The sequence below is a fragment of the Eudoraea adriatica DSM 19308 genome, assembly GCF_000382125.1.
Lineage (GTDB): Bacteria > Bacteroidota > Bacteroidia > Flavobacteriales > Flavobacteriaceae > Eudoraea > Eudoraea adriatica.
Genome location: NZ_KB907550.1, coordinates 58,154 through 77,623 on the forward strand (window position 1 = coordinate 58,154; position 19,470 = coordinate 77,623).

Sequence of the window (19,470 nt, forward strand, 5' to 3'; positions counted from 1 at the left end):
GGATTAAGGCACAAAAATAACTATTATTTCAGACCAAACACCAAGTACCGTAAAAAAGAAAACCCCCGGAACACCAGATTCCTATAGAGGAGATTGCTGATGTCCGGGGGTAATTATGCAAAGTAGGGGTAGCCTATGCTACCATTATCGATTTAGACATTTTCTTGTCTGAAACTTGTATTCTGTAAATGTATTTGCCAGTAGACAAATGCGATGGTAAATTCTCCCTTATGTTTATTTCGGTAGAACCTTCCGCCATTATCTGATTATAAACTGTTCCAACATTTTGCCCCAGGATATTGTACAATTGAATATCAACATGAGCAGTAAAAGGCATTTCCAAATAGATATGCGGTGTGCTGTTAGTAGGATAAAATGGTTTATGAACTATTGCTTCCAGTAATTCCTGAGTTGGATCTTCTGCAACCGGATCTTCAGGCATAGGGGGTGTCGGGGGATCGTCGCTGTATACAATATCCGGAAATTCCACACCGCTACAATTAAAGCCAAGGTTTACCGGGGAATAAGGATGATCCAGCAAGTGTTGTTCTACCAGGGGTATTGGCACGCAAAGCCATTCAGCCAGGACTGTGGCATAAAGATCCCTGAAGTCCATGGTATATTCAAGATTTCCGCGTCCGTTTGGACTTTCCAAAGAAGGGTGTTCTCCTACAAAGGCACTGCCATTGAGCCCTGACCCAAAAAACAAGGTAGGGGCGGCCTTACCGTGGTCTGTACCGTTTGAGCCGTTTTCGAATATTCGTCTTCCGAATTCGGAAAACGTCATACTCAATACCTTTTCATCCTGTTGCGTAAATGCGATATCCTCATAGAAGTTATTGATTGCAATAGACAAATTAGACATCAGTCTTTCATGAGCAAGTGGTTGATTTCCATGGGTATCAAAACCTCCCATAGAGATCATATATACTTTTGTACCCAAATTACCTTTAATTAGCCTGGCCAATAGTGCTAATTGCCTTGCAAATCCATTGTCCTGATACTCCACCTGATTTTGGCCTCTTTCATAGGCTTCATGAATAAGTCCGGAGTATTCATATGTGGTATTAGCCACTCCCCTTAAGAACTTAAGCTGATCACCGTACATACAGTTGTTAAACAAGCTATCATCAAGGCTATACTGAACTCCCGTTTCCGCAATTTCTTCCAATTGATCAATGTTGGATGTTACAAAAGCATAGTTGGTTTCTTCACCCTGGAATACCAGACTTCCAAAATTTCCAATTTGAATGGCGGCAGGAGCAGCCGGAGGGTTAACCAGGTAATCAGGATAAATATTTTCAAAATATCGGCCCATCCAACCGGTGTTAAGTCCATCAAAACCTGTCGTTGTCAAGTCGGTATTGGCATAAATATCAGATCCTGTAAAGTGCGATAAACTTTGATTTTCATAGCCTACACCATGAACCGCTTTTACCTGCCCGGCACCCCACATGGGTTCCAGGGAATTCATGTACGTAGGTATTCCAAACTCATCTGTAAGTTTAAGGATCTTACTTTCAGGAATATAGATATTGGGTCTTGCATTGGCATACGTATCGTACTGTTCAATGGGAATAACAGTACTCAGTCCGTCATTACCACCTGACAGGCGTATCAGGATCAGAATGCTATCTGTATCGGCATTGGCTATAGCCGCGGTCAGTGGGGACGGTGCAGATGCAGTCAGCATATTACTACCAAGCATCATTGAACCAGACCCGGCAATGCCCAATGCCTGTAAAAAGGATCGACGACTCCAATACTTGTGCTCCTCGTCGTGCCCGTTGTTGTTTTTTATATTGATAGGTAAATGATTGTTACACATAGTCGTAGGTTTTATTTAAGTTGAAACTCTGGTTGTCTGGATAAGTGCATAAGCAATAAGAATACTTGTGAAGGCACTTCCGGGCTAACCGAAAGCATCCATAGTCCAAGTCCTCCAGGAATATAATCCGAACCGTAATAATTTTCGGGCACGTCTTCGATCTTGAAAACAGACATTGCATTTTCAAAATCCTGGGTTGTAAGCAATCCTTTGGGTGTAATTTTATTTACTATGGCGCTAACCACAGTTTCAGGATTACTGGTATTGCTATCAGCGGCACCAACGGCATCCATAGCAAGGGTGCGGAACTGCTCGGGGTTATTCTGGTAGAACCTTTCCAGAAATACTTCGGAAGAAAGCCATCGCCCTATCATAAAGTTGGTATTAATCCATGTCCTGTTTCTTTGCCATCCGGCAACATCCACAGGATCAAAAAGTTCCTGACCTAAAAGTCGGCTTGTATCAATTACATTGAGTATAGTTCCATTGTCATAGGCAAAATTGGTTTCATTAATCAGATTAAGGTAAATATCAAACGGACTTTTAATGATTACGCCTATGGCTTCATCATCAAAAAAGTGCTGACTTGAGAATAGCTGGGCAAGTACCGGAGCAATTTCAAAATTGCTGGCAACAAAAGTATTTGCCATGCCTGAAATTATCATTTGTGCATTACCTGCATCATCACTGGAATCCGGATGAACAAAATATTCGTATAATTTTTGGCATATAAAGCCGGCTATTTCATTTGGCCGTTGCTGGAAAAGGATATTTATGACATCATCATAACCCCAATTACCGGTCTGGCCTAAAATTGTTTTTGGCCCTGCGTCAAATTTTGTAGGATCAAAGAGAACCGGTTCACAGCCTATTTCACCCCTTTCAACATATCCCGTGAGGGCTTTTGCCGTTTCAATAATATCCTCTTCGGTATAACCGTTTCCTTCGCCTAATGAGAAAAGTTCGTACAGCTCCCTTGCATAATTTTCATTGGGATTGTTACCATTATTATAAACGCCATCCAGATAGTAAAGCATTGCATTGGTAAGGCCAATTTCACTAATAAACGTTCTGAAATTGCCTATCGCATTCCTTTGAAGGCAATTCACATAGTAATAAAGGAAGGAATTACAATCATAAACATCCAGCTCTGTAACAAAGTGGTTGCTCCAGAAAAAGCTTAACCGATCCCTGAGATTGTTGTTCAACAAACCATTGGTATAGCTTATTTTCCATTCCTCGCTTTGGGCACGTCTAACCTGTCTTGCCAGATCATCGTCTGCCGGATAGTTGTTGTTATTCCAGTCTGCCCATGTAGGAGCAGGAGTGGGAGGCATAGTAAGGGCTTCATTGATCAAACTATTTACCAATGTGCCGGCGTTGGCGCCAACCGCAGCATTGATAGTCTGAACTGAGGCACTAAAACCCAGTCTTCTGTACAAATGCGCCGCCCTGTATTTATCCAGGGGTGTTGTGTACGGCGCTAATGTAGAGGTATTACAATTAACGAAGTATTCCATAGTTTTTTAGGCTTTAAGAACGTTCATGTGTTTAGGGGCAAATTCTTAACGCTTAAACTTAATGGATAGTATGGCCATTCAATCCTTTTCGTTATTCTGCAGGGAAATTACAATCTTCCAGCTGAAATTGTGGTTGAATTGCCGATATTTTCGACAAACTGCTTTATTTTTTAAGAAATGGAGATATTTATGGGTGCAAATAATGATTTCGGGAAGCAAGGAGAAGAATTAGCTACCGCTTATTTATTGAATAAAGGATACCTTATTCTATGCCGAAATTACCGCTACTTAAAAGCGGAAATTGACATTATTGCACAAAAAGGCAATACCATTGCAATAATTGAAGTGAAATCGAGAAGTTCAGCCTATTTTGAAAATATTGCTGAAACAGTAAGCAAAAAGAAAATAGGTTTGTTGTTATCTGCTACGGATAACTTTATAAATACAAATGAATTGGACAGGGATGTGAGGTTTGACATCATTACCATCCTTAAAAAAAACGACAAATTTGTTATCGAGCATTTTGAAGATGCTTTCTATCATTTTTAAATATTTGTTTTATTTGTAACAGTATGTTATTTTTAGAGCAATAATTAAGATATGAAAACCATCTCCTCCGTTGTAGAACATTATATAAAAAAGAAACCCTTTTTGCAAAGTGCACTTGCCCAGGGAATAATTAACCTTACTTCGCTATCCAGAATCATTAAGCCCGACATTCAGGAAGAATTGGGAAAAGATATCCGCAATGGAGCTATAGTAATGGCTCTTAAGCGTCTGTCGGATGACCTTGAATTCAGGGCGACACACAAAATCATAAAAGTCCTTAAAAATATTGGAGAAATCACGGTACGTTCATCACTAACGGATTTTACATTTCTGGTATCTGATACTATCCTGGAAAACCAAACAAAACTGTTGGATGAAGTAACTAAAAATAAAGAGGTATTTTACACCTCCTCCAGAGGGGTTAATGAGCTTAATATTGTGGTTAGCAATAGTCTGGACAGCACAGTAGAAAAGTTATTTAAGGATGAAAAGTGTACGCAAAAGGCTGAAAATCTGTCTTCGATTACCGTAAAACTCCCTGCAGAGAATGTTTCTGTTCCGGGTATTTACTATTTCATTTTTCAGCGATTGGCCTGGGAGGGAATTATACTATACGAAGTAATATCCACTACCAATGAATTTACTATCCTTGTGAATGATGACCAGGTAGACATTGCATTCAAGACCATAAAAGATTTAAAATCTTTGTAGACACGGATATTTAGCTACGCTAATTAGGCTTAAAGGGTCCATATACGGCATCGCGGAAACTTTTGTGCAGGCCAATTTGGTCATAGGGAAACAGCTGCACAAATAAAACTGCAGTAAGTTTATTTACAGGATCAATCCAAAAAAGGGTACTTGCCGCACCGTCCCAAAAGAATTCACCAACTACCCCGTTGTTTTCTTCCCTGGATGCCGGAGGACGCAACCTTACTGCGAAATCAATGCCAAAACCTACCTGCCCCTTGCTTGGCAGGAAGGATCGTTTTTCAATACTTTCATCCAAATGATTCGTGGCCATTAGTTTCACAGTTTCGGGCTTTAGAATGGTTACAGAATCTATTATGCCTTCATTAACCATCATTAAGGCAAAACGCATGTAATTGTCCAGTGTTGAAGTAAGGCCGGACCCTCCCCGGGTTAGAGGCCAGTGATTAAAATAATCAGATTTTGCCTCCTCATCGGGCAGTTGGTTGAGTTCTCCCTGGTCATTACGGAAATACATGGCCGAAAAGCGATCACGATCCTCTTCCGGGACATAATAGCGCGTCTCTTCCATGCCAAGCGGATCTAATACATTTTCCCTGACGTATTCGCCATAAGGCTGACCGGAAATCCGTTCTACCATAAAGGCCTGGACATCTACACAAGGCCCGTATTCCCATTGTTCCCCGGGATGAAAATACAGCGGTGTTTCGCCCATTTTTTGAGCCATTTCCACCAGGGTGTTATTCCTGTTTAAAGCATCGGCCTCTTCTATCATTTTACCGAGACCGGGAATGTCTGCGTTCCTTCCAAATCCGGCCGTGTGGCGGGTGAGATCACGGATAGTCATGGGGCGTTTGGGATCTATAAGAATAGGATTCCCCGAGGCATCTTCCCCTTCATAGACTTTCATATTGGCAAATTCAGGGGCGTATTTTGAAACCGGATCGTCTAATGCAAAGGCACCATCCTCATACAGGGTCATGAGTGCAGTGCCGGTTATTGGTTTTGTCATGGAAAAGATCTGTACAATAGTATTGCGGTCCATTGGTTTCTTCTTCTCAAGATCAGCATAACCAAATGCATTATAATAAACTTCATTATTGTTTTCAAAGATGAGTGCAGAAACCCCGGCGATATTCCCGGAATCAACAAAACTTTTTAGGGTAGAGTCTATTCTTTGAACAGCTATATTATCAATTACAACCGGAGCATTTTCAGATACGTCAGGAGATTTATCAGATTCTTTACACGCAACACCTATTAGCAGGAAACCTGCAATAAAAAGCTTTAACCTATTCATTATTGATTTGTTTTAGTTAACAAAAGTTTTATATCATCGTACAATTACAATATTTTTCTTGATTTATATTGAATTTCTATTTTTGGATTAATGCGTTTAATATGGTCAATAAATTCAGTTTTATCCCTGGGTGAAATGAGAATGCTATTGTGCTGTTTGTAAACAATTTCCAGCCTGTCAAAGGATGCAGCCGGAGCACTTATGATGCTATTGGTTTCTGATACTATTATGATTGTATTTATATCAATTTTTTTGTTGACCACAAAGCCTGATTTGACGACTAAAAAATTTCCATCGATTACATAATAGGTGTTCAACAGCAGATGGGAAATAAAGACCAGGACCATAATGTTAATCAGTAAGCCCGGCCATATTGGCGGTGAAACCAAAGGAATAGCACTTCCAATAATTATGGCCAGAATTATGATTACAAGACTGTAGCTGATTTTTGAAGGATATTTCTTCATTTTAGTTTCGTTTGCCTTGGTATAAGCAGAAGTTGAGTTAATATACCCATTAGTTTAAACAGATAGAAAGTAGTTATGCTTTTTACTTGCTGATATTTAAAAATGAATCTTCAATTATAGTATACATATTTCTTTTTCTGCATTATCGAAATGAAGCAAATCAGTATTTGTCATCATCGGCCTTTTTGTTCTTTTGTGTGCGTGCAGTCCCCATTGCAGCACCAATCGCTATCCCTAGACTAAGCCACAATCCCAAATTATCAGTGGCAACTCCTATTGCAGTACCAATGGCAACTCCAAATGCTATTCCTAAAGCTAAGCTATTTTCTTTTTTCATTTGCTGTTTAATTTGTAAAACAGATAATTTCAGGCTTTATGCATATCATAAAATTACGCTTTTAAGGCAAGTTACTTTACCTGAATATAGGGGTTTAGAGCCAGTTTAACAGACCCATTGCCATGTGTCCATGCTTTATTGATACTATTTGCCAATGGCTATCTTTTTTCACAGACAAGTCTGAACCCAATTGAAAATCCCCATAATCCGGGTTCATGCTTTCTTCGGTGGGACGATTTTGCATTATCGGCACCAAAATACCAACTGCCTCCCCGTATTATTTTTTCTTTTCCGTTAATTGGTCCTTTAGGGTCCGTTACTACTGTATTTGAATAAGGGGCATACCAATCGCTAACCCATTCCCAAACATTGCCATGCATATCAAATAAACCCCACTGGTTTGGGGGATAACTTCCAACAGCTGCCGGATGTTCCAGGAAACTTCCTAAAGCGGAATACTCAGAATGCACTGAAGCATTAAAATTTGCCAATGAATCAGAAATACTTGCACCGTATGAAAATGGTGTCGTTGTACCTGCTCTGCAAGCATATTCCCATTCAGCTTCTGTAGGAAGGCGAAAATGATAGTCATTGGATAATTCATTCAGTTTTTCAAGAAATATTTCTATGTCAAAAAAGGATATACTTACCACGGGGTAGTCCGGATTGGCAGACCGGAAAGGTGATGGTTTTTCGGGATGAATTTCTTCATTTCCCATTATTTTCTGCCATTGGTTTTGGGTCACTTCTGTTTTTCCCATCCAAAAATCTTTTGAAATAGTTACCTCATGTAGTGATTCGGATTTTGTTGTATCAGTTATCTCAAAGTCGCCCATTTTATAACTTCCTTTTGGGATAAGGATGAATTCCATGCCTAAAACGGGTTCTTTTATGGTTTTTAAAGACCTCTTACTGCAACTATAATTGCCTATTGAAAGTATTATTACCAGTGCTAAAATGACTCTGCTCCTTACCATTTCTAATAATAGTCCATAATTACTTAAAAATCCGAATTCTTATTATATCTAACTGTCCCGGCTATTCATAGTTTGGGATTTAAGGGCAATTCATTAACCATTTGATCTGCAAAATAAGATTTTTGAAACATTTCTATGAAAATTATAATCTATGAATTCATTAGGATAGAACAAGTGATGAAAGACGATAGAGGTTAAAAGGGAAGTAGGACCGGGTTTCATTCCTTTAAAGCCCAAAGAAAAGTTTAATAAACGAATCTATATTGGCAACTAAGTAGTAATGGCATCCATTCCTGTAGAAGGTCAGCCAGATTTTGGCAATGAAGGCTAAGTTTCGTTTTTCGCCAAGGAAACCAGGGTAAATATTGATATAAGGCGCATGGCTGAGGGAAAGCTATCCTTGCAAGCATTTGTTGAGGCCGACTTCTTTTCGGATGGCAGCAGATTCCGTTTGAGGCATGCGTATATTACTGCAGGCGATTTTATTATTGGTCAGACCTGGACAACCCTGTCGTTCCTTGAATCTATGGCGTTCATGATCGATTTTGCAACGGGGGATGCGCTTTTTGGGGGTAGATCTGTTCAAATCAGATATCAGAAGAAATTAAATAAAGGATATAAACTTTCCATTGGGTTGGAGTACTTAAGTTCTCTGGGTATTGAAAATTCATTTGACTTAGACGGACAGGCCAATATTCAACTACCTTTTTTGGTATTAAGACTAGATAAACGATGGAAAACCGGAGTCTTATTTCTGGGCGCCAGTGTTGCCCAACTGCCGTGGGACGGAGGTTCTACAGGGCCGAGTGACCAAATACCTCAACTTTCCTTTGTAGTTGCCGGAAGTAATGCCGATGCAGTTCTTAATCAGAATGGCGAACTTGAGTCGATTGAGGGGTTATCTGCCATGCTGGGTTATATACACCGCTGGGCCCCTAAGTGGGAATCTAATTTTAATTATGCCTATGGCTGGTTGGATGCCCCTGATTCCCGGGAACCTTTTGCATTAAAACGCGGTGGGATAGGACATTTGAATCTCATCCATAAGTTCGACCGTAGTTTCTCAATAGGGATTGAATATATGTGGAGGGCCAACGTACATCGAATGAAGCTTTTGGAAGCGCTAACCGGATTCAGACGATGGCGAAATTAGATTTTTAAATAAAATCACGTTATTAGTTTACTTTATAAATCTGAAATACACTAATTGTGAAAAATGCCTATTAAACCTGGAGTGCAGTATTTGTACTTTGTAGTTTCGCCTGATAATTTCGGACCCAGCCACCAGGTATGATTTACGGTGGCTCCCGTTATCCCTTTGCCCTGGCAACTAATTTGCTTAAATTACTGAATACTTATTCTAATAAATCTCTGTTTCTTGTTTCGGCTCTGGCCGGGCATGGTAAACCAACACTAGTGAGTCAATAGTTTACTGCTAATGACATTTTGTATGTATAATAGGCAAAAGGCAATTTTGTATTTTTCAATTCCAAACACGGCAGCTGGTTTTTACTTATTTGTATATTTTGCTGGGAACTTAGGATCAAATTTTTACCTTTAAGCATCAAAGATTATCTACTGAAATTTATGCAGCATCTTAAAGCCATTTTTACAATTCTTTTTTTGATTCCCTTATTTTTGGCATCTCAAAAGGAACAAACTCCTGCAGATAAACCCACCCCCTATGAGCTAATGTCTAGTTATTATGCCAACGACTTTAAACCATTTAAAAAGCATAGTTTTTATACCGGACTTGCATTGTCTTTAAGTGATAGAAGCCTCAATAATGTAGATCAACTCATTCAAAATGTTATTGAAGGGAATGATTTAAGTTACCAACTAATTTTTAAAGGTGGATTTTATACTGGAGACTACGCAATGGTGGGGCTTGATTTTGAATATAAAGAAGTGAAGTTTGAAGGTACTGTTTTTAGACAGCCAGATACCCTGCAATCTAATTCTATTTCAAGATTGTATAGTATAACTCCCAATGTTAGATCAACCGTTCCTTTAACGGCAAACGAGCGACTTAGTTTTTTTACCATTTTGGGTGTGGCAGTTGGCGTAGGAAATAGTTTGACCAGAAATACCAAAAATCTGGATGAAATAGAAAAGGTTTATACGGATGATTTTAATCTGCGCGTGGGGATTAGTCCGGGTGTAACTTTCTTTGCTATAGAAAATTTTGCTCTCGAAGTACAATTAGATGTATTAGGCTATGAATTAAAAGTAAGAAAGAGCGAAATAAATGGAGTAGAGCAATCCAAGGACGTAAGAAACAATGTAGATTTTAATATAGATATTTTATCCCTTAAGTTGGGATTGGCTTACTATTTTAAGCCCATAAAAAAAGGTAAGAAGATTAAAGATGAATAAGTATAAGTGGATCGTTACAGCTGCCGTATTGCTGGTATTTTCTTGTATTAGTGAAGACTATTTTGGCTTGTCCAGCATCGGGAATATAAAGAATATAGAAGTAAGTAACCAGGCACAAAATGCTGTGATTAATAACGACAGTCTTGCTGTAAAAGTGGAAATACCCTCTGGCGTTGATCTTTCGAACATCGCTATAGAAGTACTGGAAATTTCCTCTTTTGCTACCTCAGATAAAGGAGTTGGTGACTTTCTCGATTTAAACAATCCTCAAACTATTGAATTAGTTGCAGAAGATGGTAGTAAATACGTTTGGAAAATAGAAGCCTTTATAGCCTCTGAAAACCAGCAACTAGACAATTATGAGCTTAATTTATGGTATCAGACCAGCACAAATTATTTTGAACCCGGAGCGGATGCATCTTCCACTATATGGGGAACGGGAAATCCAGGAACCCAAATACTAAATAAACTGGCAACTACTCCAATCGATTTGGGTGATGATAATCTGGCAGCCAAAATGGAAACCTTAGATAACGGTCCTATTGCAGCGGCATTTGGTGCCCCAATATCTTCAGGGTCTATTTTTACCGGTGTTTTTAATTCAGATAAAATTGATCCCTCTAATCCGGAGGCTGCAATAGAATTCGGCACTCCTTTTGCAGGCCGTCCACAGGCACTAAAAGTTAAATATTCTTACACACCAGGAACAGAAAACAAAGATAAGGATGGAAATATCCTTGAATTCCCTGATGCTTGCGACATATATGCCCTATTGGAAATAAGAAGTGGAGGCACCGTTGAAAGGCTTGCCACGGCATGGTTTAGAAGCAGTGCAGCTCAAAACGAGCTTTCCACCCTTGAAATACCTTTTACTTATGGCCCACTGGATGCCAGTTTTCCGGAATACACCTTCCCAACAGATCATGGTTTTGTGAGCAGAGATTCCGCAAACTTTGTTTTACCTACGCATATTACCTTTGTGGGAGCCTCAAGCTTTGGTGGTGCTAATTTTGCGGGAGCTATTGGAAGTGTTTTAATTGTTGATGATGTGGAAATGGTATATGAATAAATATTGTTAATATTCCCAAAATCGAATAAGTCGATCCTGTAGTTGGAATTTTGCTTTTTTTGAGATTATCTTACATTTCCCATCCTTTTCTATAGGTTCTTCCCACAAATTGGTTGGCCTCTTTAAGGTTGGTTATTTTCATGTTTTCGCCATCCCACAATAATTTTTTACGACCAAAAAACTCCATTTTTTGTTTGTTGTTTCCTTTTCGCAACATATAACTGCGAATAGCGAGGTTACCCATTAATACTGTTTCTGTCATAGGACCGGCATAATCAAAAGAAGAAGTCAGTGCAAGATGTTCGGGACTGTTAAAGCCAGCCTTGCAGGCATCTACCCATTTTCGCTGATGACCGTATTCCGGCTCAACCTTGTCTTCTTTTTCAGGTCCAAAATCAGTGGTTCCATCATTCAGGTACAGTTTGGGGGTCAATGGGGAACTGTCATTTATGTTCGTTGAGATAATGCCGTTTTCTCCTATTATCAGTACGCCATTATTACTTCCCGGACCTCCAATGTCACTGTCTGCAGGAATTATGTCGGGATGAGAGGGTCTTATCCCACCATCACTCCAGGTCATTTCAATTGCTGATTTACTCTTTTCCGTGGCATCAAAATGTAGTGTAATAAACGAAGAAGGAGGGCAGCCTTCCGGGTGATAATCTGCGGTCCACATTTGGGAGTAAACAGTCCCGACACTGCATTCTGCATCGGTAGGGTATTTGAGCCCAAGGGTCCTGAATGGGATGTCTATTAAATGGCAACCTACATCTCCCAGTGCACCCGTTCCATAGTCCCACCAACCCCTCCAGTTAAAAGGGTGTAAATCGGGAGTGTATGGTCTGTATTCAGCAGGTCCCAGCCAAAGATCCCAGTTTAAGTCTTTTGGCTTCATATTTTCATCTGGTTCAGGCATGGCATAGCCCTGCGGCCATACCGGGCGATTTGTCCAGATCTGTACCTTCGAAATTTGCCCTAATACTCCGGAATCTACCCATTTTTGAACCATTCCCAATAAAGGGTTAGACCCTCCCTGGTTTCCCATCTGACTTACAATTTTATTTTCCCTTGCCATTTCGGTTAGCATTCTTGCTTCCCTAATATTATGTGTCATAGGTTTTTGGACATAGACATGTTTGCCTCTTTCCATGGCAAATGCCGCAGCAGGTCCATGAATATGATCTGGAGTGGAGATAGTTACAGCATCAATATCCTTTTCTTTATCCAGCATTACCCTGAAATCTTCGTATAATTTTGCTTTTGGAAATTTCTTTACAGAAGCTGCTGCAGACCCTGAGAAATCCACATCACAAAGTGCAACCACCCTTTCCCGGCCATCAACCGAAGCATTCAGGATATCACTTCTCCCTTTTCCTCCCGCACCGATTGCTGCTAAATTTAATCTATCACTTGGGGGCGTATAGCCAATGCCTCCAAGCACATGTCTTGGCACAATGAAAATAGAGGAAGCTATGGCACCTTTTTTTATAAATGACCTGCGCGAGTTTGTATGCGTACTTTTTGCTTTATTCATGATGGTTTACTTTTGAATGGTCTGGAAACTTCAGCAGCAAATTAGTTTTACCTGCTTTGGTGTTGATGTAGTTAAAGATAAGGAATACATTTTAGGGAAACCATCAATTAATGATAAGCAAAGCGGATTAACTTAAAATAGAAAAATAGGATTAGATGCTGACCTTATGTTTTTTCTCCAATGGTTTAAGAACTTCCAGGGCTTTATTTACAGATTTAATACCATCGAAAATTAAAAGTAACCGAAGCCCGTTACGCGTTTGTTTTTCTTTTAGCCTGCATTTTTCCTTATGCTGTTGTACATAGGAAAGAACATTGGAGAATTCAGGGCTTTGATAAAAAGCAGACTCCTGGTCGGAGATAAAATAGCCCATTAGTTTTCCTTTTTTTAAAACTACTTTTTCCAAACCTATCCCTGTGGCAATCCATTTGATTCGAACCGAGTTTAACAAATCTTCCACCTGTGTTGGATATGCGCCAAACCTGTCAATTAGCTGCGAATCAAATTTTTGAAGATCTTGTTCAGTTTTTAGGGTGTTTAGCTCTGTATAGAGGTTTAATCGTTCGGTGGTATTGTTAATATAATCGTCGGGGAATAACAATTCAAAATCTGAATCCAGCTGGGTTTCCTTCACAAACATTTTATCCTTCCCCCCAGTTTCCTCATAAAGATCCTTGAATTCATTTTCTTTTAACTCATCAATAGCTTCCGCCAAAATCTTCTGATAAGTTTCAAAACCAATTTCATTTATAAAGCCACTTTGTTCACCACCCAGCAGGTCTCCGGCACCCCGAATTTCCAGGTCCTTCATGGCAATGTTAAAACCACTTCCCAATGCGGTGTACTGTTCCAGTGCCTGGATTCGCTTCCTGGCATCGGGCGTCATTACCTCATAGGGTGGGGTAATAAAATAACAGAACGCTTTTTTGTTGCTTCTGCCGACGCGCCCCCTCATCTGATGAAGGTCACTTAACCCAAAATTATTGGCATTATTTATAAAGATGGTATTTGCATTGGTCACATCCAATCCGCTTTCCACGATGGTTGTAGAGACCAGAACATCAAATTCCCCGTTCATAAATGCCAGCATCAAAGTCTCCAGTTTTCTGCCTTCCATTTGCCCGTGGCCAATGCCCACTTTTGCATCCGGCACCAAACGCTGAATCATTCCGGCTACTTCCTTAATATTTTCTATTCTGTTGTGGATAAAGAATATTTGCCCACCTCTCTGGATTTCATAGGAAATGGCATCGCGTATAGTTTCTTCGCTGAATTGTATTACATGACTTTCAATGGGGTACCTGTTTGGGGGTGGCGTATTTATAACGGACAGATCCCTTGCCGCCATTAGACTAAATTGAAGTGTTCTGGGTATTGGCGTAGCCGTTAGAGTAAGCACGTCTACATTTTCTTTTATTGATTTTAATTTGTCTTTTACTGCAACTCCGAATTTTTGTTCTTCGTCAACAATTAGCAATCCCAGATCCTTAAACTTCACATTTTTACTAGCCAATTGGTGGGTACCAATAATAATGTCAATTTTACCCGATTTTAATTCATCCAATATTATTCGTTTCTCTTTTGCTGTTCTGAAACGGTTGAGATAATCCACTTTAACAGGCATGTCTTTCAATCGTTCTGTGAAAGTTCTTTGGTGTTGAAAAGCAAGTATAGTAGTAGGCACCAGTACCGCTACCTGTTTGCCATTTGCAGCTGCCTTAAATGCTGCCCTGATGGCGACTTCGGTTTTTCCAAATCCCACATCGCCACAAACCAGCCTGTCCATAGGCCTTTCACTTTCCATGTCTTTCTTGATATCCTCCGTGGCAGTACTTTGATCTGGTGTGTCTTCATAAATAAAAGAGGCTTCCAGTTCCAGCTGCAGGTAACTGTCCGGGGCGTATTGAAAACCTTTGTCGAGCCTCCTTTTCGCATAGACTTTTATAAGATCGAAGGCTATTTTTTTTACCCTTGACTTGGTCTTTTGCTTGAGTTTCTTCCATGCGGTTGATCCCAATTTGTAAATTTTGGGTACTGCCCCATCTTTTCCATTGTATTTGGAGATCTTGTGCAATGAATGAATACTGACATACAGAATATCGCGTTCCCCGTACATTAATTTGATGGCTTCCTGCTTTTTACCTTCCACATCAATTTTCTGAAGCCCTCCGAATTTTCCTATTCCGTGGTCTATGTGGGTTACATAATCGCCAATTTCTAATTTGTTGAGGTCCTTTAACGTAATAGCCTGTTTTTTGGCATAACCGTTCCGCAAATGAAATTTGTGGTAACGCTCAAAAATCTGATGGTCTGTATAGCATGCTACCTTCAGGTCATGGTCTACAAAGCCCTGATATAATGGAAATACTTTTGTTTTATAATGAACATTTTCGTCTACTTCATCAAAGATGTCATGTAATCTTTTCGTTTGTACATCGGAAGAGCAGAAAATATAATTTTCATATCCTTTGTGGTTGTTATCGTTGAGATCGGCGATAAGCAAATCAAATTTCTTATTGAAGGAAGGCTGAGGTGTCGTATTAAAATCTATATTCTTATAATTTTGGGTAAAACCAAAATCCCCTATGGTGGCCTGGGTAAAAGACGCTAATTGCTTTTTCAGTAAAGCAGAATTGGCAAATAATTCTGCAGGTTCAGACTGTTTTATTTCCGAATTGAGTTCCCCAAAAGCCTTTTTGGCTTTTTCAAAAAACAGATCTACCCTGCTATAAATTAATTCCGGGTTTTTAAGGAAAATTACGGTATCCGCGCTTATATATTTCAGGAAGCTTTCGCGACTTTCATCGAGGTGTTTATTTTCAACATTTGGAATTATCCTGATCCGGCCAACTTTGTTAGTAGATAATTGGGTTTCTACATCAAAGGTCCGGATACTCTCTACTTCATCACCAAAAAATTCTATTCGATATGGTTCATCATGCGAGAAAGAAAAGACATCCAGTATTCCGCCACGCACAGAGAATTCACCCGGTTCGGTAACAAAATCCACGCGTTTAAAATGATACTCGAAAAGCACTTCATTAAGAAAGTCTAATGAGAGCGTATCAGACCGATTAATTTTCAGGGTATTTTTGGTCAGTTCTTTTCTGGTGACCACCTTTTCAAAAAGTGCGTCGGGGTATGTGACTATAATGGCAGGTTTTTTCCGGGAATTTATACGGTTTAAAACTTCTGCCCTAAGCAGGACATTTGCATTATCGGTTTCTTCGATCTGATATGGTCTCCGGTAACTTCCCGGATAGAAAAGCACGTCATTTTCACCTATAAGTTGCTCCAGATCATTAAGTATATATGCCGCTTCTTCTTTATCATTCAAAACTACCAGGAAAGGCCGGTCTGTTTTATTGAATATTGCTGAGGTTACGAATGAAATGGCGGATCCGCAAAGGCCATTTAAGGCAATATCTGGTTGATTTTGAGTAATAAAATCCTGCAGTTTCCCGAGTTGGGGAGACTGTGCATACAGTTGCTGCAATAAAGATTTGGTCAACCGTCAAATTTTGTGCAAATATAAATGCTGAATCAATGGCAGACCAATAGATTGGCTTAAATTTTTAATATAGAATTATCGGCTATTGCAAAAACCTCGTCTGTCTCCTTCTTCTTCATGGTGTGGGTGCCTGTAAATTTGCCAAATGCCGGAAGGATTAATTGATCCTGTGTCTTGAAAAAGCAGGGAAGTCGAAGTGATTGTTTCCCTTTCCCCCTAAGTTTAATTGCAGGATGAATGTGACCCGAAAAATTAAAATAGCCTTTTCGCTCTTCCGGATGATGCGTGAGTAAGAATCTTTCAGAGGTTAATTCAGAGACTACCTGAATTCCAATTCGCTCATATCTCTGAGGAGAAATGATATCGTGATTACCCCTTACCAATATATATTTGAAATCAGAATTCCCAATCCATTTTTCAAAGAGTTCCCATTCCCGGTTTAATGAAGAATGAAACAAATCACCTAAAAAGCAAACCACTTTGGGGTTAAAAAATCCAATAGTCGCATCCAGTAAATCAAAATTTTTGTAAATAGCTTTTTGAGGTACGGCAGCACCAAACTTTCTAAAATGCGAAATTTTACCCAAATGAACATCGCTTATCAGTACGGTGGCCTGCTCCTTCCAATAAAGCGTGCCGCTTGGATGCAAAATGAAATTCTGGCCCAGGATCTGAATGGTTTGTGTCATCGTATCAAAGATAGATAATGCAATGATTATTCAGGAAATGAAATAGTAGCAGGCTTGCCAAATTAAGTGATATTCATTTACTTTTCGTTAAAATGGCTGTCATTCTCCTGATGCGGTCTGTGAGTTTTTCGCTGGATAGTTTTTCTCTTAATCTGTCAGTGATTAAAGGGAAAGAAAAAGGAGTAGGAGCAGTACAAGGCCTCCATACGATCTTTTGTCCTGCAATGCGTTCAAGTGCAATTCGCAGGCGCCCTTCTTCCAACTGATGTTCGAAAGTCTCCCTGAAGGCCTGTTGATATAAAAGGTTGTCTGCTTCATAATCCTTGAAAACATCGAACAGTAGCTGTGAGTTACTCTGCAAATGCTTCATTTTGATTCCTTTATCCGGGTATCCTGTAAAAACCATACCGCTAATCACCGCAATATCCCGGAATTTACGCCTTGCCATCTCAGTTGAATTTAAACTTTTTTGAAGATCATCAAGCAAATAGCTGGTTGTAAATAAATCATTATCCAGAACCTGTTGCATATCTACTTCTTTATCTGATAACAATTCAAAACCATAGTCATTGAATGCAAGCGAAAAAGTAATTGGAGCTAACAGGCTAATTCTATAGCTCAGCAAACTGCCCATCGCTTCATGTACAAATCTGCCCTCAAAAGGATAAAAAATATGGTGGTATCCTTCACTGGTTTGAAAAGTTTCGATTAAAAACTCATCGGGTTTAGGAACGATACTCTCGGATTGTTGCCGGGTAAATATTGATTTAAGTGCCCTGATTTCAGCAGACTGTTCTTTATCACTCAATTGTGCGGAATAAAGTTCTTCTCTGAGTAATTTAGACATCTGGGCAGATAATGTTAATCTACCTCCCATCCAGGCCGGAACTTTTGAGGATTTTTTGGAAGAATTCCGAACCTGAGCCTGCATTTCCTTTATGCGGATAAATTCCAGGTTTCTTCCTGCAAAGGTAAATACATCACCCCGCTTTAATTTTGAAATAAAATGTTCTTCAATAGTTCCTATATATCCACCCTTCTGATATCGAACAGTAATATTGGAGTCGCCTACAATTGTGCCAATCTGAAAGCGGTGCCTCATGGCAACTCCGCGATTGGTTACTTTGAATTTTCCATGTTCATCCACCTCTACTTTCTTGTATTCATCATAGGACTGCAAACTCTGACTGCCGAGGACAATAAAGTTTAAGAGCCAGTGCCATTCATCAGTCGTGATACTCTGGTAGCAAAAGGTTTGTTTAATTTCCGGATAAATCTGGTCAGGAAAAAAACCGTCTGAGATGGCAAGAGTTACCAGGTACTGTATTAATACATCAAAACTATTAAGGTAAGGGATCCTGTCTTCAACTGCTTTTTTTTCTGCGGCCTGTTTCAGGGCTGAAGCCTCTACAAGTTCAATGGCGTGTGTAGGCAGAAAATAAATAACACTTTCTTCACCCGGCCTGTGACCGCTCCTTCCCGCTCTTTGCATAAACCGGGCAACTCCTTTGGGACCGCCAATTTGAATTACAGTTTCCACCGGTGCAAAATCTACGCCGAGATCAAGACTAGAAGTGCAGACAACTGCTTTTAGACTTTCATTTCGTATAGCCTGTTCTACCCATTGTCTTGTTTCTTTATTTATACTTCCATGATGCATGGCAATTTCACCGGCTAATTCCGGATGTTTTTCCAGGATCTTTTGAAACCAGATTTCGCATTGGCTTCTGGTATTGGTAAAAAGCAGAGTTGTTCTGCTATTGTTGATTATTGGAATAACTTCATCAAGCAAGCGAAGACCTAAATGGCCACGCCATGGAAAAGTTTCCATCTCCTTTGGAATAATACTCTTTACGGTGACCTTTTTTTTAAGATTGGCCCTGATAAGTACAGAATTTTCATGGGCCGGAGATCCGGGACCCAACAGTACTTCTCTGGCCTGCTCAAGATTCCCTATCGTGGCCGAAATACCCCAAATACGAAGTTCTTTAGCAATTCCCTTAAGCCTTGATAACCCAAGCTCTGTCTGCACCCCTCGCTTGGTACCCAGCAGCTCATGCCATTCATCTACGACTATTGCATAACAGTTTTTAAAAATGGCATCATATCCTTTTGTGGCCAAAAGCAATTGCAGGCTCTCAGGAGTTGTAATGAGCAGGTCCGGCATACTTTTTTTTTGCTTCGCTCTTTCGGCGGCAGAGGTGTCCCCGGAACGAATACCAACGGTAAGCTGAGTGTCTAAATCGCGGATAACCCTTTCAGCGGATTGTCTTATTTCCTGTGACAGGGCCCGTAAAGGGGTAATCCAAATGGCTTTAAGACCTTTCTTATGTTTTGTCTTATATTCAGGGTTATTTTTAATATAGTTTAAGATTATTGGAAACCACAGGGCATAGGTTTTGCCACTCCCGGTAGGAGCATTTAGCAGTCCGTGCTTTCCGCCTAAAAAGGCAGACCAGGTCTTTAACTGAAACGAATGAGGGGTCCAATTTTGATGCTTAAACCAATCTTCTGCCAGACTATAAAGTTGTTGATTTGTCATTCTTTTCTCTCCGTCTTTTGATTTGCGCGGATATTTATTTACTAATATGCGATACTTTTC

At 39.8% G+C, this 19,470-nt stretch carries 14 protein-coding genes and 1 pseudogene; 5 read left to right on the forward strand and 10 right to left on the reverse strand.

Going from position 1 to position 19,470, the window contains the following annotated elements; genetic code table 11:
* Nucleotides 1-133 precede the first annotated feature (133 nt).
* Together G504_RS0112210 and G504_RS0112215 are read right to left on the reverse strand one after the other, a co-directional pair.
* A complete protein-coding gene (locus tag G504_RS0112210; protein WP_026348553.1) occupies nucleotides 134-1,828 on the reverse strand; it encodes a DUF1501 domain-containing protein in 1,695 nt (564 codons plus the stop codon).
* Between the two features lie 11 nt (nucleotides 1,829-1,839).
* On the reverse strand, nucleotides 1,840-3,348 hold the full coding sequence (locus tag G504_RS0112215) for a DUF1800 domain-containing protein (protein ID WP_019670470.1): 1,509 nt from the start codon (nucleotides 3,346-3,348) through the stop codon (nucleotides 1,840-1,842).
* A gap of 177 nt (nucleotides 3,349-3,525) precedes the next feature.
* Here G504_RS0112215 and G504_RS0112220 point away from each other — a divergent pair, with 177 nt between their 5' ends.
* Together G504_RS0112220 and G504_RS0112225 are read left to right on the forward strand one after the other, a co-directional pair.
* Nucleotides 3,526-3,897: a YraN family protein gene (locus G504_RS0112220; RefSeq protein WP_019670471.1), complete on the forward strand. Its 372-nt coding sequence runs from the start codon at nucleotides 3,526-3,528 to the stop codon at nucleotides 3,895-3,897.
* Between the two features lie 51 nt (nucleotides 3,898-3,948).
* Nucleotides 3,949-4,608 (forward strand): aspartate kinase 2, encoded by a 660-nt coding sequence (locus G504_RS0112225; protein WP_019670472.1) that lies wholly within the window; start codon nucleotides 3,949-3,951, stop codon nucleotides 4,606-4,608.
* A 19-nt stretch (nucleotides 4,609-4,627) separates the two neighbouring features.
* Here G504_RS0112225 and G504_RS0112230 read toward each other — a convergent pair whose 3' ends face one another.
* The 4 genes from G504_RS0112230 to G504_RS18655 all read right to left on the reverse strand — a co-directional run bounded on the left by G504_RS0112230 (nucleotide 4,628) and on the right by G504_RS18655 (nucleotide 7,689).
* On the reverse strand, nucleotides 4,628-5,908 hold the full coding sequence (locus tag G504_RS0112230; RefSeq protein ID WP_019670473.1) for a serine hydrolase domain-containing protein: 1,281 nt from the start codon (nucleotides 5,906-5,908) through the stop codon (nucleotides 4,628-4,630).
* A 44-nt stretch (nucleotides 5,909-5,952) separates the two neighbouring features.
* Nucleotides 5,953-6,375 (reverse strand): PH domain-containing protein, encoded by a 423-nt coding sequence (locus G504_RS0112235; RefSeq protein ID WP_019670474.1) that lies wholly within the window; start codon nucleotides 6,373-6,375, stop codon nucleotides 5,953-5,955.
* A gap of 160 nt (nucleotides 6,376-6,535) precedes the next feature.
* On the reverse strand, nucleotides 6,536-6,712 hold the full coding sequence (locus tag G504_RS19800; protein WP_019670475.1) for a hypothetical protein: 177 nt from the start codon (nucleotides 6,710-6,712) through the stop codon (nucleotides 6,536-6,538).
* A 158-nt stretch (nucleotides 6,713-6,870) separates the two neighbouring features.
* Nucleotides 6,871-7,689 (reverse strand): formylglycine-generating enzyme family protein, encoded by an 819-nt coding sequence (locus tag G504_RS18655; protein WP_019670476.1) that lies wholly within the window; start codon nucleotides 7,687-7,689, stop codon nucleotides 6,871-6,873.
* A 355-nt stretch (nucleotides 7,690-8,044) separates the two neighbouring features.
* Here G504_RS18655 and G504_RS0112250 point away from each other — a divergent pair.
* The 3 genes and pseudogenes from G504_RS0112250 to G504_RS0112270 form a co-directional block, all read left to right on the forward strand.
* Nucleotides 8,045-8,842: pseudogene (locus G504_RS0112250) on the forward strand (DcaP family trimeric outer membrane transporter); the annotation flags it as partial.
* 434 nt (nucleotides 8,843-9,276) lie between these two features.
* On the forward strand, nucleotides 9,277-10,065 hold the full coding sequence (locus tag G504_RS0112265; RefSeq protein ID WP_019670479.1) for a hypothetical protein: 789 nt from the start codon (nucleotides 9,277-9,279) through the stop codon (nucleotides 10,063-10,065).
* Nucleotides 10,058-11,134, forward strand: coding sequence for a PCMD domain-containing protein (locus tag G504_RS0112270; RefSeq protein WP_019670480.1), 1,077 nt, complete (start codon nucleotides 10,058-10,060; stop codon nucleotides 11,132-11,134). The genes G504_RS0112265 and G504_RS0112270 overlap by 8 nt, the downstream gene beginning before the upstream one ends.
* 70 nt (nucleotides 11,135-11,204) lie before the next feature.
* Here the strand turns inward: G504_RS0112270 and G504_RS0112275 are convergent, their stop codons facing one another.
* The 4 genes from G504_RS0112275 to G504_RS0112295 form a co-directional block, all read right to left on the reverse strand.
* Complete coding sequence (locus tag G504_RS0112275; RefSeq protein ID WP_019670481.1) at nucleotides 11,205-12,668, reverse strand: Gfo/Idh/MocA family protein; 1,464 nt, start codon at nucleotides 12,666-12,668, stop codon at nucleotides 11,205-11,207.
* Nucleotides 12,669-12,819: 151 nt separating this feature from the next.
* Nucleotides 12,820-16,179 carry a transcription-repair coupling factor gene (gene mfd / locus G504_RS0112285; RefSeq protein ID WP_019670483.1) on the reverse strand — a complete coding sequence of 1,120 codons (3,360 nt, stop codon included), beginning with the start codon at nucleotides 16,177-16,179 and terminating at the stop codon, nucleotides 12,820-12,822.
* A 56-nt stretch (nucleotides 16,180-16,235) separates the two neighbouring features.
* Nucleotides 16,236-16,868 (reverse strand): ligase-associated DNA damage response endonuclease PdeM, encoded by a 633-nt coding sequence (gene pdeM / locus G504_RS0112290; RefSeq protein WP_019670484.1) that lies wholly within the window; start codon nucleotides 16,866-16,868, stop codon nucleotides 16,236-16,238.
* A gap of 73 nt (nucleotides 16,869-16,941) precedes the next feature.
* A complete protein-coding gene (locus tag G504_RS0112295) occupies nucleotides 16,942-19,410 on the reverse strand; it encodes a ligase-associated DNA damage response DEXH box helicase (protein ID WP_019670485.1) in 2,469 nt (822 codons plus the stop codon).
* Nucleotides 19,411-19,470 lie beyond the last annotated feature (60 nt).